The following is a 14,155-nucleotide window of genomic DNA, read 5'->3' on the forward strand; positions in this document are numbered from 1 at the left end:
GCCTGGAGCGCCAAGAAAGCACCTATTGTAAAGAAAGCCGTAGAAGGCGAGATCTCCGGCGATGTGCCGGCCACCTACCTGCAGCTATCCGACCATGTGGAGTTCGTGTTGGACGAAGGGGCGGCCTCCGGCCTTACCCGCTTTGATACCCCCTGGCTGGTAAAGGATTGCGTATGGGACAACCTGCTCAAAAAGAAAGCCGTTATCTGGCTTTCCGGCGCGGTAAACAAACCCATCCTCAAGCTGACAGAAGAAGACTACAACAACCACGGCATGGCACAGCTTGCCGTAGAACAGGGCCCGGTATACAACATCAATATCGACATCTTTAACCAGGTGCAGCATACCATCACCGGCTGGCCGGGCGGAAAGCCCGGTGCGGACGACAGCCAAAGGCCGGAACGCGCAGAACCCGCGAGAAAACGCTCCATCGTGTTCTCTCCCCACCCGGATGATGATGTCATCTCCATGGGCGGTACCTTTATCCGCCTGGTAGACCAGGGGCATGATGTACACGTCGCCTACCAGACCTCCGGCAACACCGCTGTATGGGATGATGATGTATTGCGCTTTGTAGAGTTCGCCATAGACTTTAAGGAAAGCGTAGGGGAAGATACCGCTGCCATGAAAGCCACTTATGAGGAAATGCGCCAGTTCATGGGCAGCAAGCTGCCTAACCAGATCGATACGCAGGAGATCCGCAACGTAAAAGGCTTTATCCGCAAAACAGAAGCTATCTCCGGTGCGCGGTTCGCGGGCCTGCCCGACAGCAACATTCACTTCCAGGCACTGCCATTCTACGAGACCGGCAAGACCAAGAAGAACGCTGTAGGTGAAGAGGACGTACGCCTCACCATAGAGCTTTTACAAAAGATAAAACCCCAGCAGGTATTTGCAGCAGGCGACTTTGCCGACCCGAACGGTACCCACCTGGTGTGCTTCAACATCATCCTTGCCGCGCTGAACAAGCTGAAAGAAACGGAGGACTGGGTAAAGGACTGCTGGCTATGGCTGTACCGCGGTGCATGGCACGAGTTTGCCACACACGAGATAGAGATGGCCGTACCGTTATCTCCTGCAGAGGTGATCCGCAAGCGGAACGCGATCTTCAAGCACCAGAGCCAAAAGGATCGTCCGGTGTTCCCGGGAGACGACGAACGCGAGTTCTGGGTACGTGCCGAGGACCGCAACCGCGAGACGGCGCAGAACTACGATAAGCTGGGCATGGCCGAGTACGCGGCTATGGAGGCCTTCGTCAGGTATAAGTTCTAACACTACAGGTGTAACACGCGCGCGTGTTACACCTGTTACACTTTTTCGGGGCTTAAAACAGTTAAGAAGCTGTAATACATAGCTTTAACAAAAACCTGTGTTACAGTTTTTGGAACCATGATACAGTTTGGCTAAAAAGGCCATTTTAGCAACTTGCTATATAACAGCTACTTGGCAGCATTGGCCTGTTTCATCGCTGTAACGCGGTGTTACAGTTTCCCGGGGCAAAATACCCACTCAATGTATCATCACGGCAATGATTTCTGCACAGCCCAAAACCTGCAAAAACCACACGGTTTGTAACATCTTACATGAAAGTAATAGCAGCATGATCCGGCTGCGCTAAAAACTTTAATTTTTAAGCAGGCATTATCTATATTACAGCACCAATTGTAAAACGGATGTCTGCAACAACCATCAAACCTAAGCGCCTGCTCTCCCTCGACGTTTTTCGCGGTGCTACCATTGCCTTTATGATACTGGTGAACGACCCAGGCGACTGGGGCCACATCTACGCGCCACTGGAACACTCGGTATGGAACGGCTGCACACCTACCGATCTGGTGTTTCCCTTCTTCCTGTTCATGGTGGGCGTGTCTATTGTGTACGCTATGGAAAGCCGCAAGGCATCTGGCGAGAACCAGTCGAAGATGATCCTAACCGCACTGCGCCGTATGGTCATCCTGATGCTCATCACCTGGTGTACCCAATTAATCCTGCGCTGGAACTTTGATCTGGGTAAGCTGCGTCTGCCCGGTGTATTGCCGCGTATTGCCCTGGTATATTTTATCTGCACCGTGCTTTACCTCAAAACTTCACAAAAAACGCGCGACTGGATATTTGTAATAGCGCTTGTAGGTTACTACCTGCTCATGACCCTTGTGCCCGTGCCCGGTGTGGGTTATGCCAACCTGGAACCCGAAACTAACCTGGGCGCATGGGTAGACCGCACCCTGCTTACGCCTGACCACCTCTGGCGTTCGTCGCACACGTGGGACCCCGAAGGTTTGCTGGGCACCCTCCCGGCCATTGGGACTGGGCTGTTTGGTATACGGGTAGGCACCTGGGTAAAACGTAAGGACCGCGACGATACCATAAAAACCACCTGGATGTTCACTTACGGCGTTATTGCTGTTGTAGCAGCCTTAATTTGGGACCTTTTCTTCCCCATAAACAAAGCCTTGTGGACAAGCTCTTTTGTGCTGTACACCGGCGGACTAGCTACCATAACGTTGGCCAGCTGTTTCTGGCTGATTGATGTGCAGGGTCACAAGCGTTTTACTTATCCCTTTGTGGTGTTCGGCACCAATGCCATAACGGCCTACGTGCTGTCGGGCTTTATTCCGCATTATTTAAACCTGATTAAGCTGGGCGATAAATCCATCTATCAAACACTTTTTCAGCCCTACTTCAGCCCGGTAAATGCGTCGTTGCTGGGCGCCATTTTTATTGTTTTGATACTATGGCTGGTGATGTGGATATTCTATCTTAGGAAAATATTTATAAAGATATAGTGATGAAAATTAAACTAATGATGGCCTGCCTGTTGTTTTGCATTGCGGCAAAAGCACAAACGCCGGCAGTAACACCGACACAGTTAAAAGCGGCAGAAGATGTATTGGTAGCCTCACAGTCCGAAGCGCAATTTAAATCGGGCATCACGGTGATGCTAAAACAGGCCAGCGCATCGGTACCCGAAGATAAACGCACCAAGTTTATAGAGGTGATGAACACCTTTGTAACCAAATATGTAAGCTGGGCAACCATTAAAGACCAAATGGCCAGCCTTTACGCCCAGCAGTTCACCGAAAAAGAACTAAAGGACCTCGCCGCGTTTTACCGCAGCCCGCTAGGGACAAAATTCGTACAAAAGCAGCCCGTGCTGATGGAAAAGAGCGCAGACCTTGGCCGCCAGGCTGTGCAAATGCACCAGGCCGACCTGCAGCAGATGATGACGGAAGCGTTTAAGGAGTAATAATGGTTGAATATGATGACCAAGTCTGACAATGTAACTGGCCAAGTACTACAATAATCTCGCTTGCATGTTCACAGAAGAAGAACAATTAGGGATTGATATAGATTGGTTTTTCACCAATCACAAACACATTCCTTTTGCTGCATCAGGAGGAGGAGTATTGCCCATATCAATCTCTAAAGCTACCGGAAATTGTAACTTACTTTCAGCTTATTTTATGGGCTTGCCAGAAACATCTGAAATTTTAATAAATAAAGATTTAAGTCAGATAATCGGCTTTAAAGCTGATGAGCGATATCTTAGTGATTTTGTTTTTATGGCGAAGAAAGGGTTGTTTTCATTTGATAAAACCATACCTGGTAACTTTAATAACACTAATTATCACATGGTAGCAAAACCATTAAACCCGCTTACTCTTGATAAAATACCTCCTGAAATTGTGGATATATTATCAAGGTCAATATATGCTGGAAATATAGATGCATTTTGCGACAGTAAATGCCTCTCTCACTAGCGCGAGAAAAGCTAAATATGAATAATTGAACTAAATTGAAAACTCTTGGAGAAGACGTCGCGAGGCTTAATCAAGCTGCCGTTATTATAATAGGATTCAGCGTCATAGCATTCACTATCATAAAGAAGGAATATGACACCGCTACGTTAGTTATCATGACAATCGCGTTAATGTTTTTTGTTGTTGTCTCTTTTTCGCTTAATGATGTGTTTTATAATGAGGATCAAGTAGTCTTAAAGAAGCTGTTCTATAAAAGGGTACTTCAACGTTCAGAGCCAATTAAAATAAAATGGTATTTGTTTGGTATTGGCGTAATTAGAAATGAAAAGGAATCTTTCTATTTTATTACAGGATCTTTTAGAATGAATGATAGTTATCTTTAGCACAAGTCGCCCCCCGCTGGCGCAAGTATGCAGCGTGGACCAAAGCATGGCCCCCTGCTGGCGCAAGTATGCAGTGGAGGATAAAAGCATGGCGTACTTGTGCCTCTCGAACCTTTTACTTTACTAACATTGCCAGATAGCCTATTGTACTTACATTTATAATGTGAGCAGTAAGTATAAATTTCATGACCCCGCTGGCGCAGGTATGCGGTGCAGGCCAATGCATGGCGTACTTGTGCTTCTCAAGCTGTATCGGCAATTAAATAATACTATTTTGATGATCAATCTTAAAAAATCCGCCTCAATCATCCTGTTACTCGCATTAGGATTGTCTGCATGCGACGGTAAAAGAGGGGTATTAACAGGAATATACGATAACAGGGACAAACTTATGCAGCTGTGCCAGCATAAAAGCCTGCTAGTAAGCCGAGGGGGCAATTACTATTTTTTGTATACGTACAGCAAAAACAAAACAAATGCTTATTACATGGCGCTAAATAATGACAAGTTAATGTGGGTGCGCGATTCTATAGAGTACAAACCAGAGATAAACAACTGGGATAAATCGCCTGATTCTTCCAGCCGAAAGAAGCATATCTTAAGCTTTACAACTAAGCTGAAAAATGATTTGCAGGCATTTAGTATTACCGGGTTTAGAACAGACTTTGCCGACCTGGGCGAACCATTAAAATTGTACCTGGATGATGGCAAGACTGTTTTTTACATTCCGGAGATTAAGAAGATATCATCTTTAGATTCATTGTACAGAAAGAGCCTGAAAAAAATAGATAAGAACTGGTATTATATCGATTAAGATTGATTACGTATTCGGCAGTTGGGCTGACTTGATACCAAGTGTTAAATTCACCACAACGCATTGTGTATCACGTAGAGCGTTATGAACATAAAGCTTTACGGCTATTTCATCATCCAAATATTATTCGAAGGATCAATGTCGGCATCGTAAGCATCGCCTAACACCAGCTTGCCTATCTTTCCTTTGGCGGTGAAGGTCAGTTTTAAAGAGGCGGTACCTTTGGCCCAGCAATCAATGCTGCGGTGGATGGTCCGGGTGTGCCCGTCCTGGTAAATTACAGAAAGGTGTACAGGTACTGCGGCTTTGCCAATGTTGTTTATGCCTACCGTGTAATTATTTTGATGGCGCTTCACTTCATTAATGGCTAAATCGGGAACGGCCTTTTCATAAAACCAATTTTGCCAAAACCAATTAAGGTTGGTCTTTGCCCCTGCGTTCATGCAGTAAAAAAAGTCGTATGGCGTAGGGTGCCTGCCTTTCCAGGTATTAATGTAATACTTCAATGCATCATAAAAAAGCTTTTCACCCAGCATGTCTTTCAGGTAATGCAGGGCGAGCGCCGGTTTAAGGTCCTTATCAGCAAAACGTGCTTTACCGTAAAGCTGAGGGGTGAGGGTCATTACAGGCACATCCTGATCGCTGCCGGCGGTATTATTTACCGGTGACAGGTCATACCCGTTCGGCGCGCCGGGCTCTATCAGCGGCCGCAGGGTAAATTCGGCCAGGGTGGCGGGGCCTTCGTCCATAAACGAGTATTTGGTTTCGTTACTGCCCACGTAAAAGGGGAACAGGGAATGAAATATCTCGTGTGCGGTAAAGTAAGCCACATCGTTTTTATCAAACGGCAGGTTGTTCACCATCATGGGGTATTCCATTGCATCTAATCCTTCAAATATGGTTTGGTGTGAATAAGGGAAAGGTACACCCGGTACCCGGAAACTTATTGCCTCGACGGTGTTGCGCGCCAAAGTGATAACGGGATCAAAATTGGTATGATGCGGGTTATACACAGCATCTACCCGGGTGCGCCTTTTTGTGGTGGCATCCACCATTACGCTTGATGCTTTCCATATGTAATGGTTGCTTACAGCAAAGGCGAAATCGGTCACATTGCGCGCTTCAAAAAGCCAGGTATTATTGCCGTTTTCATTTTTGGTTATGTGCCCGTTTTTAAAGTCTTGTTCTGTAATTATATCTGTTATCGCATCTTTATTTTTGGCGTAGGCTATGCGTTTGGCAAATTCAGGTTCATAAACATCAGCAATGTTCTTTAAGTCGCCTGTTGCCCAAACCTGGTTTTTGCCGGGCGTAGTAATGGCTACCTTAAAGTTGCAGTAATCGTTATAAAACTCTTCCTTGCCTAAGTACGGGTATTCGTTCCACCCATCTATGTCGTCGTACACGGCAATGCGTGGAAAGAAATATGCTATCATATAAGCACCATTTTCTACCCTGCCTGTACGGATAAAAGAGGTGTCATTTAGCTGGTAATTATAGGTAACGTCAAAACGGGCAGTTGCACCGGGAGCTATGGCAACACCGTTGATGTAAAGATTGGTGCCGCGAACCGAACGTTTCTTGCTATCTATCACCTTGTTGTTTAGGCGCATCGTCGAGATATTTACGCCCTCGCCGGTGGCAGCGTCATCAATAATCACGTTGCGCATGGCAGTAGGTTTAAAAATATTCGGATACAACTTAAAAACCACCTTCTTAAGCGTATCCGCACTATTGTTTATGTACCTGATGGACTCAGTGCCTGTAATTGAACCTTGATCAAAAGTCACCTTAATATCGTAGTCGGCGGTACTTTGCCAGTACTTTTTTCCGGGACGGCCGCTTACATCACGCGTTTGGTTGGCGTAGGCCTTTCTGAAATTTGTTGCCACGGGTAATTTGGCTTGTCCCCATGCCCCGGAAACGAATAGTGCGAATAGAATGGTGAGCCGAATACGCATAAAGAATAAAAAAGTAAATATGAACTAAAGGACGCCGCGTGCAAAATTAAGTTGCAGCTGGATCAACCGGATTGATTTTAATACTTTAAGTTATCATGATTTGGTTAAAGGGCGGCTATTAACTGGCAGGCTATCATTTTTGCTTAATTGATTTTATATTTTCATATTTGTTTTTTAGCTATCTATAACACCATTTTCCTTTGAACATCGACCTCAGTAACTGCGATAAGGAGCCTATCCATATCCCGGGCAAAATACAGGCGCACGGTTTTTTAATCGTGATGGATAAAAAGTTCATCGTGCGTTTTTACAGTGATAATCTGCATGCTTTTGTACCTAACATGCCAGCCAATATCCTGGGTGAACATGTAACAGCTATTGAGCCGCTGATAGGCGCTAACGAGCCGCCAAATTTTATCAGCCAGCTGATTCTTTTTGGTAAGAACAACGGGTTTGAACAAACCAATCCTTTTAATACGGATATCCAGGGTAAACCCTTTCACCTGATCATTTCTTCATCGGCAGAGTATTACCTGCTGGAGTTTGAGCCGGCACGGTCAGATAGCGAGACCGATGTGCAAAGGGCCATAGGCCGCTCACTCTCTGAAATGCTTACCGACAAGAACCTGCAAAATCTGCTTAAGAATAGCGTGATGCAGGTGAAAAACGTTATAGGTTACGATAGGGTGATGATATACCGTTTTGCGGAAGACGGCCACGGCGAAGTGGTTGCCGAAGCGGCAGATGCCGACCTGCAATCGTGGCTGGGGCTGCACTATCCCGCGTCAGATATCCCGCAGCAGGCACGTGAATTATATAAGCGTAACTTTACCCGCCTGATTGCTGATGTACATACCGAACCATCGGGTATTGTACGCGAAGACAACGGCGACGATACACCGCTGGACCTTACCCCGTCGCAGTTACGCGCGGTTTCGCCTATACACATCCAGTACCTCAAGAACATGGGTGTTGCCTCCAGTTTTAGCATATCGCTTATTTATAAGCAGGAGCTTTGGGGGCTTATTGCCTGCCACAACTACACGCCGCGTTTTATTGATTATCGTTCGCGCGAGTCGGCAAAGCTTATCGGGCAAATTTTGTCGTCAGCACTGGAGTTCAGGCAGGACGAGGAGAACCAGTTCATACAAGAGCGTTATAAAACCGCTGTTGATCAACTAAGCAGGCTGATGCTGAAAGACAACGAGATTGAGGTAGCACTTACCGGCAACCCGGTGACATTGTTAGATGTTACCGATGCTGACGGGGCTGTGCTGGTTTTTGAGAACAATATTAAAAAGCTGGGCAACACACCAACTAATGATCAGCTAACAGGATTAATTGGGTGGATAAAGGCTAATGTAAATGAGTCGGTATACTATACGCATCACCTCTCTGCAGAGTTTGAGCGGGCTAAGGCATTTAAAGAAGTAGCTTCGGGCATGATGGTGCTTACCATTTCTAAAGAGTTGGGCGAGTATGTAATTTGGTTTAAGCCCGAACAGCTGCAAACTATAGTATGGGCCGGCAACCCGGAGAAACCTGTTGAAGTAAGCGGTAATGGCATGATGCAGATCTCTCCGCGCAAATCTTTTGAGGAATGGTCGCAAACCGTTACGGGTACATCAAAGCCATGGGGAGCCGAGGAAGTAAAGTCTATAGTAAGGCTTAAAAGCGAGATCTCCTACGCAATCAACCAAAAAGCAGGCGCCATACGTTTGCTGAACGAGCGCCTAAAACAAGCTTACGAAGAACTGGACACGTTTAGCTTTACTATATCGCACGATCTTAAAAACCCGATAGCGGTTATAAAGAGTTATGCGCAGATCTTAAGCAGGGACAAGGAGCTTAAGCCGCAGGCACTTAGAGCGCTCGACCGTATAAGAGAAGGTGCCGACAAGATGAATAACATGATTGAGGAGGTGCTGGACTACTCCCGTATTGGCCGAAGCGAGCCGGTGACAACTGATATTGATGTGGCGCATATCATCAACGAGCAGGTAAAAGATATGGTACTTGTGTACAAAGCCGAAAATACCAGGATCACTATTGGCGATACCCCACGAATACAGGGCGATCCGGTGATGATATCGCAGGTTTTTGCAAATATCATCAGCAACGCTATTAAATATTCAATAAAGTCGGAACCACCTATGGTGGAAATAAACGGTACGGAGAATGACCTTGAGGTTGTTTACACCGTAACAGATAACGGGTTGGGCATAGATATAAAACAGCTGCCGCGCGTATTCGAGCTTTTTCACCGTATGGATAACGTGGGCGACATTGAAGGCACCGGAGTAGGGCTGGCTATTGTTAAGCGTATTGTAGAGAAGCACAAAGGCAAAATATGGGTTGACAGCGAACTTGGGCGCGGCACCACTTTCAGCATCGCTTTCCGCAAATAGCGTTAGTTTTCGCTGTTTTTAAACCAATCGCCAAACTTGCGGAACGTTTCATTGGCTGCGGCTATCACCACTGCTTCCTGTTCGGGGTTGGTTGCTTGCGTATTCAGCATTTCCTTAAAGGTGCCCCACATCTGCATGGATTGATCGCCGTATCCTTCAAAAAAAGTTACACCGTCGTTTGTTAGGCCAAGCTGCTGCTGCATCATTTTACTGATGATCTTTCCGCCCAGGGTCGATCCTTCAATAACATACATCGCTCCTACGGCCTGCAGGTGGTTGTTGATGGAGGGAAGGGCAGCTCCGGTAGCCTTATCAGCAACCTGTCCGCCTAAAAACTTAATATCATTTGACAGCGCCTCTGCTTTGCGGCGTTCGGCTGCATCCGGTAGTTGGGTTTTATCGAATACTTCATCTATTTTGACTTCCAGTCCGCCAAAGTAGCTGTAAAACTTCTGTAACAAAGCCGCGTACTCCCCGTTAGTGCGGATGGCTTTTAAATCCTTTACCATCATTTTCTCGAGGTACTGATGATCTTGCTGTGTTTGTTCTTTTAGTTTTTCTGAAAGCATCGTATTGTGTTAATTCACGCCAGCCACCTGCGCCTTTCATTGTAGGGTGACTGGAAAGTAGGAACGCACTATTATAGTAAATAGTTTTGTGCACTGAAAATCGAGTTGTCTTAGTTTATAAGGCATTTCAGGATGTCGCACGCTATTTTATTTGTGATTGTAAAATATAATTTCTACCATTGTGTAGTATAGACACAAAGATTGTCTTTCAACCAGTTATAATTTTAAACGCTTACTATTTACCCGTTACAGACGCATGTTTAGCCTGGTTCTTCCTGTGCTCGTTTGTGCCTGTTTGTTGGCAACCAACAGTTAAGATCATTTTACAACAACTCTAAATAAATGAAAAAACGATATCTGCTGCTTAGCATGATGCTGCCAATGGCTGCGGCAGCCCAAACCAAGTACACCGAAAACAAAGTAGGTGACATTGTTTTTGTGACCAACAAAGCCGGCCAGAAGTTGGGCTATTCCACTACATCGGGCGTAAAATTGCTTACGGTGGACGGGTTAGCTTTTAAGGACCTGAACAAGAATGGTAAGCTGGACAAGTACGAGGACTGGCGACTGCCGGTTGATGAGCGCGCTAGAGACCTGGCTGCGAAAATGAGCGTTGAGCAGATTGCAGGGCTGATGTTATACAGCCGGCATCAGCCTATACCGGCGGCACCGGCAGGCCCTTTTGCTGGTAGCTATAATGGTAAGGTATTTGCCGAAAGCGGTGCAAATGCCTGGGATCTTAGCGATCAGCAAAAGAAATTCTTAACAGAAGACAACGTACGGCATGTGTTGATCACATCGGTACAAAGCGCGGAAGTTGCGGCCAAGTGGAACAATAATGCGCAGGCACTGGTAGAGGGCATTGGCTTGGGAATACCAGCCAACAACAGCAGCGACCCGCGGCATGGCACACGTGCTACCGCCGAGTTTAACGCGGGTGCAGGTGGTTCTATTTCTATGTGGCCGGGCTCGTTAGGGATGGCTGCTACGTTCGACCCATCTGTAACGCAAAAGTTCGGCAGCATTGCAGGGCAGGAGTACCGCGCGTTAGGCATTGCTACCGCTTTGTCTCCGCAAATTGATATAGCTACAGACCCGCGCTGGAACCGCTTTAGCGGAACCTTCGGCGAGGACCCTTACCTGGCTGCTGATATGGCCAGAGCTTACGTAGAGGGCTTCCAAACTTCTACCGGTAAAGACGAAATTGCCAAAGGCTGGGGTTACGTAAGCGTGAATGCTATGGTGAAACACTGGCCGGGCGGTGGCGCCGGTGAGGGCGGGCGTGATGCCCATTACGGTTTCGGCAAGTACGCTGTTTACCCGGGCAATAACTTTGCCCAGCACATGGTGCCATTTACCGAAGGCGCTTTCAAGCTGAACGGCAAAACCAAAATGGCCGCCGCCGTAATGCCTTATTACACTATTAGCTGGAAGCAGGACACCAAGAACCACGAAAATGTAGCCAACAACTACAATAAATACATTATTACCGACCTATTGCGCAATAGATACCACTACGATGGCGTGGTGTGTACAGACTGGCTGGTTACCGGTGATGAAACGGTTATCAACAGCTTTTTGTCCGGTAAATCGTGGGGGATGGAAAAAGCGACAATTGCCCAGCGTCACTATAAAATATTAATGGCGGGGGTAGACCAGTTTGGCGGTAATAACGATATGAAGCCTGTTATAGAAGCCTACCAGCTGGGGGTAAAAGAGCATGGCGAAAAATTTATGCGTGCTCGTTTTGAACTATCGGCTACCCGTTTACTGCGCAATATATTCCAGACCGGCTTGTTTGAGAACCCGTACCTGGATGCAGAGCAATCAAAGAAAACTGTAGGCAATCCGGAGTTTATGGCAGCAGGTTACGATGCCCAATTGAAGTCTATCGTAATGCTAAAAAACAAGAACAACGTGCTGCCGCTGCAAACCGGCAAAACGGTTTACGTTCCTAAGAAGTTTACGCCTGCAGGCGTAAACTTCCTTGGCATGAAAACGCCGGAATCATTAGAGTACCCGGTAAATATAGAAACGGTTAAAAAGTACTTTAAGGTCACTGACAACCCGGACGAGGCGGATTACGCCCTTGTGTTTATCGCCAGCCCAATTGGCCGCGGCGGCTACGATGCCGACGATGCCAAAAACGGCGGTAATGGTTATCTGCCAATTTCGTTGCAATACGGTAAGTACGTGGCGGCAACAGCGCGTGCAACCAGTATTGCAGGCGGAGATCCGCTGGAGTCTTTTACCAACAGGAGCTATAAAGGTAAAGCAGAAACATCTACCAATGTTACCGACCTCGCCATGGTAACGGATACTTACACAAAAATGAAGGGTAGACCGGTTATCGTATCGGTCAACCTCAACAACCCGATGGTGTTTAGCGAGTTTGAAAAACAGGCGAGTGCTATTATTGGAGATTTTGGTGTACAGGGACAAGCCAGCCTGGATATAATGACCGGAAAAGCGGAGCCATCTGCATTGCTGCCGATGCAGATGCCTGCAGATATGGCTACCGTTGAAGCACAGTTTGAAGATGTGCCTCATGACATGAAAGTATTTAAAGACGGTGAGGGGCATGCTTATGACTTTGGCTACGGCTTAAACTGGAAAGGTGTTATTAATGATCCCCGTACAGCTAAGTATGTAAAAGCCACAGCAAAACCATAATTTAGCAACAACCAATTAGCCGCTTATGAAACGCTTGCTCATTCTTCCGCTATTGTTGTTATGCTCCTTTGCTGTAGCGCAGGATGCATTCAAAGTTGCGAAAACCAGTGCCGGGCCAATCGCCGGCGCCGCCAGTGCCGATGGTGCTGTTATGTCCTTTAAGGGAATACCTTTTGCCGCGCCACCCGTGGGAGAGCTGCGCTGGAAGGCGCCGCAGCCTGTAACACCATGGATGGATGTAAGGGCCTGTACAAACTTTGCACAAAGCCCCATGCAAGGTAAGCCAAACGAGTTCGGCGTTTATACGCGCGAGTTTTTGATTAAAGATGAACCCCTGAGCGAAGATTGTTTGTACCTGAACGTTTGGACGGGCGCTAAAGCCGTAAGTGAGAAGCGGCCGGTAATTGTATGGGTGTACGGCGGAGGATTTGTAAGTGGTGGAACTAACGTACCTATATACGACGGCGAAGCACTAGCCAGGAAGGGCGTGCTGTTGGTGAGCGTCCCTTACCGGGTGGGTATCTTCGGCTTTTTTGCACATCCCGAACTAACAAAAGAATCGCCTAATCATGCCTCTGGTAATTACGGGTTGATGGACCTTATTGCAGCCTTGCAATGGGTGAAAACCAATATAGCCGCCTTTGGTGGAGACCCAGATAATGTGACCATAGCAGGGCAATCTGCAGGATCATTTGCCGTAAATTACCTGGTAGCATCGCCGCAGGCTAAAGGTTTGTTTAAACGCGCTATTGCCGAAAGCGGGGCTGGTTTTATCAGTGGTCCGCTGGGTGCTACTACACTTGCCCAGGCTGAAAAGGGCGGGGTGGAGACCGCCAAGAAATTAGGTGCCAACTCATTGGCGGATCTTAGGAAGCTGTCTGCAGAGGAACTGTTGAAACAGCATAATGCACGGCCCATTGTAGATGGTTATATACTGCCGCAGGATGTAGCTACTATCTTTGCAGCCGGGAAAGAGAACAAAGCAGACCTGCTTACCGGCTGGAACATGGACGACGCATTTATCGGCAAGCTGAAGAATGCTGCCGATTATAAGGCAGACGCACAAAAGCAATATAAAGAAAAAGCCGGCGAGTTCCTGAAGTTATACCCTGCCAATACCGACGCGGAAGCGGAGCGCTCGCAGATTAATATCTCGCGCGATATTACCTTTGGTATACAAAACTTTACCTGGGCCAATGTACAGGCAAATAAAGGCAGACCTGTTTACCTGTACCGGTTTGTACGCCGGGTGCCTGCTACCGAGGCATTTAAAAAATATGGGTCGTTCCACACGGCAGAGGTTGCTTATGCCTTTAATAATCTAAAGTTCCTGAACCGGCCTTTTGAACCGGGAGATCAAAAGCTGGCGGATGTGATGTCAAGCTATTGGGTAAACTTTGCAACTAAGGGAGACCCTAACGGCCCGGGGTTACCCGTATGGCCGATGTATAAAACTACTAACAGCAAAATGATGCAGCTTGGCGAAAAACAAGTGCCAAAAGCGCTTTTTGATAAAGCTGCACTGGAGTTTATGGTAAAGCAATCGGCGGAAAATAAGTAGCTTAGCTGTAGTGCGCGTAACGGGC

Annotated in this window: 10 protein-coding genes; 8 read left to right on the top strand and 2 right to left on the bottom strand. The window is 47.0% G+C overall.

Annotated elements, in window-relative coordinates; translation table 11 throughout:
* From AC59GT_RS00005 to AC59GT_RS00025, 5 genes are all read left to right on the top strand, one after another.
* Positions 1-1,272, top strand: a 1,272-nt coding sequence (locus AC59GT_RS00005) for a PIG-L family deacetylase (RefSeq protein ID WP_497235725.1), incomplete at its 5' end; no start/stop codon positions are given.
* 401 nt (positions 1,273-1,673) lie between these two features.
* Positions 1,674-2,786 carry an acyltransferase family protein gene (locus AC59GT_RS00010; RefSeq protein WP_497235726.1) on the top strand — a complete coding sequence of 371 codons (1,113 nt, stop codon included), beginning with the start codon at positions 1,674-1,676 and terminating at the stop codon, positions 2,784-2,786.
* Positions 2,787-2,788: 2 nt separating this feature from the next.
* Entirely contained in the window at positions 2,789-3,247 is a 459-nt protein-coding gene (locus AC59GT_RS00015) for a DUF2059 domain-containing protein (RefSeq protein WP_497235727.1), read from the top strand.
* Positions 3,248-3,314: 67 nt separating this feature from the next.
* Entirely contained in the window at positions 3,315-3,761 is a 447-nt protein-coding gene (locus AC59GT_RS00020) for a hypothetical protein (protein ID WP_497235728.1), read from the top strand.
* 660 nt (positions 3,762-4,421) lie between these two features.
* Positions 4,422-4,958 (top strand): hypothetical protein, encoded by a 537-nt coding sequence (locus tag AC59GT_RS00025; RefSeq protein ID WP_497235729.1) that lies wholly within the window; start codon positions 4,422-4,424, stop codon positions 4,956-4,958.
* A 104-nt stretch (positions 4,959-5,062) separates the two neighbouring features.
* Here the strand turns inward: AC59GT_RS00025 and AC59GT_RS00030 are convergent, their stop codons facing one another.
* Positions 5,063-6,919, bottom strand: a complete 1,857-nt coding sequence (locus AC59GT_RS00030) for a M1 family metallopeptidase (protein WP_497235730.1) — start codon at positions 6,917-6,919, stop codon at positions 5,063-5,065.
* A gap of 200 nt (positions 6,920-7,119) precedes the next feature.
* Here AC59GT_RS00030 and AC59GT_RS00035 point away from each other — a divergent pair, with 200 nt between their 5' ends.
* Positions 7,120-9,327 (top strand): ATP-binding protein, encoded by a 2,208-nt coding sequence (locus AC59GT_RS00035; protein ID WP_497235731.1) that lies wholly within the window; start codon positions 7,120-7,122, stop codon positions 9,325-9,327.
* A gap of 2 nt (positions 9,328-9,329) precedes the next feature.
* On the opposite strand, the gene AC59GT_RS00040 is transcribed toward AC59GT_RS00035, so the two are convergent.
* Positions 9,330-9,896 carry a biliverdin-producing heme oxygenase gene (locus tag AC59GT_RS00040; protein ID WP_497235732.1) on the bottom strand — a complete coding sequence of 189 codons (567 nt, stop codon included), beginning with the start codon at positions 9,894-9,896 and terminating at the stop codon, positions 9,330-9,332.
* Positions 9,897-10,238: 342 nt separating this feature from the next.
* On the opposite strand from AC59GT_RS00040, the gene AC59GT_RS00045 reads away from it, so the two are divergent.
* Positions 10,239-12,569, top strand: a complete 2,331-nt coding sequence (locus AC59GT_RS00045) for a glycoside hydrolase family 3 protein (protein ID WP_497235733.1) — start codon at positions 10,239-10,241, stop codon at positions 12,567-12,569.
* 25 nt (positions 12,570-12,594) lie between these two features.
* Complete coding sequence (locus AC59GT_RS00050) at positions 12,595-14,130, top strand: carboxylesterase/lipase family protein (protein ID WP_497235734.1); 1,536 nt, start codon at positions 12,595-12,597, stop codon at positions 14,128-14,130.
* Positions 14,131-14,155 lie beyond the last annotated feature (25 nt).

It is taken from the genome of Mucilaginibacter sp. 320_HR (assembly GCF_059691875.1).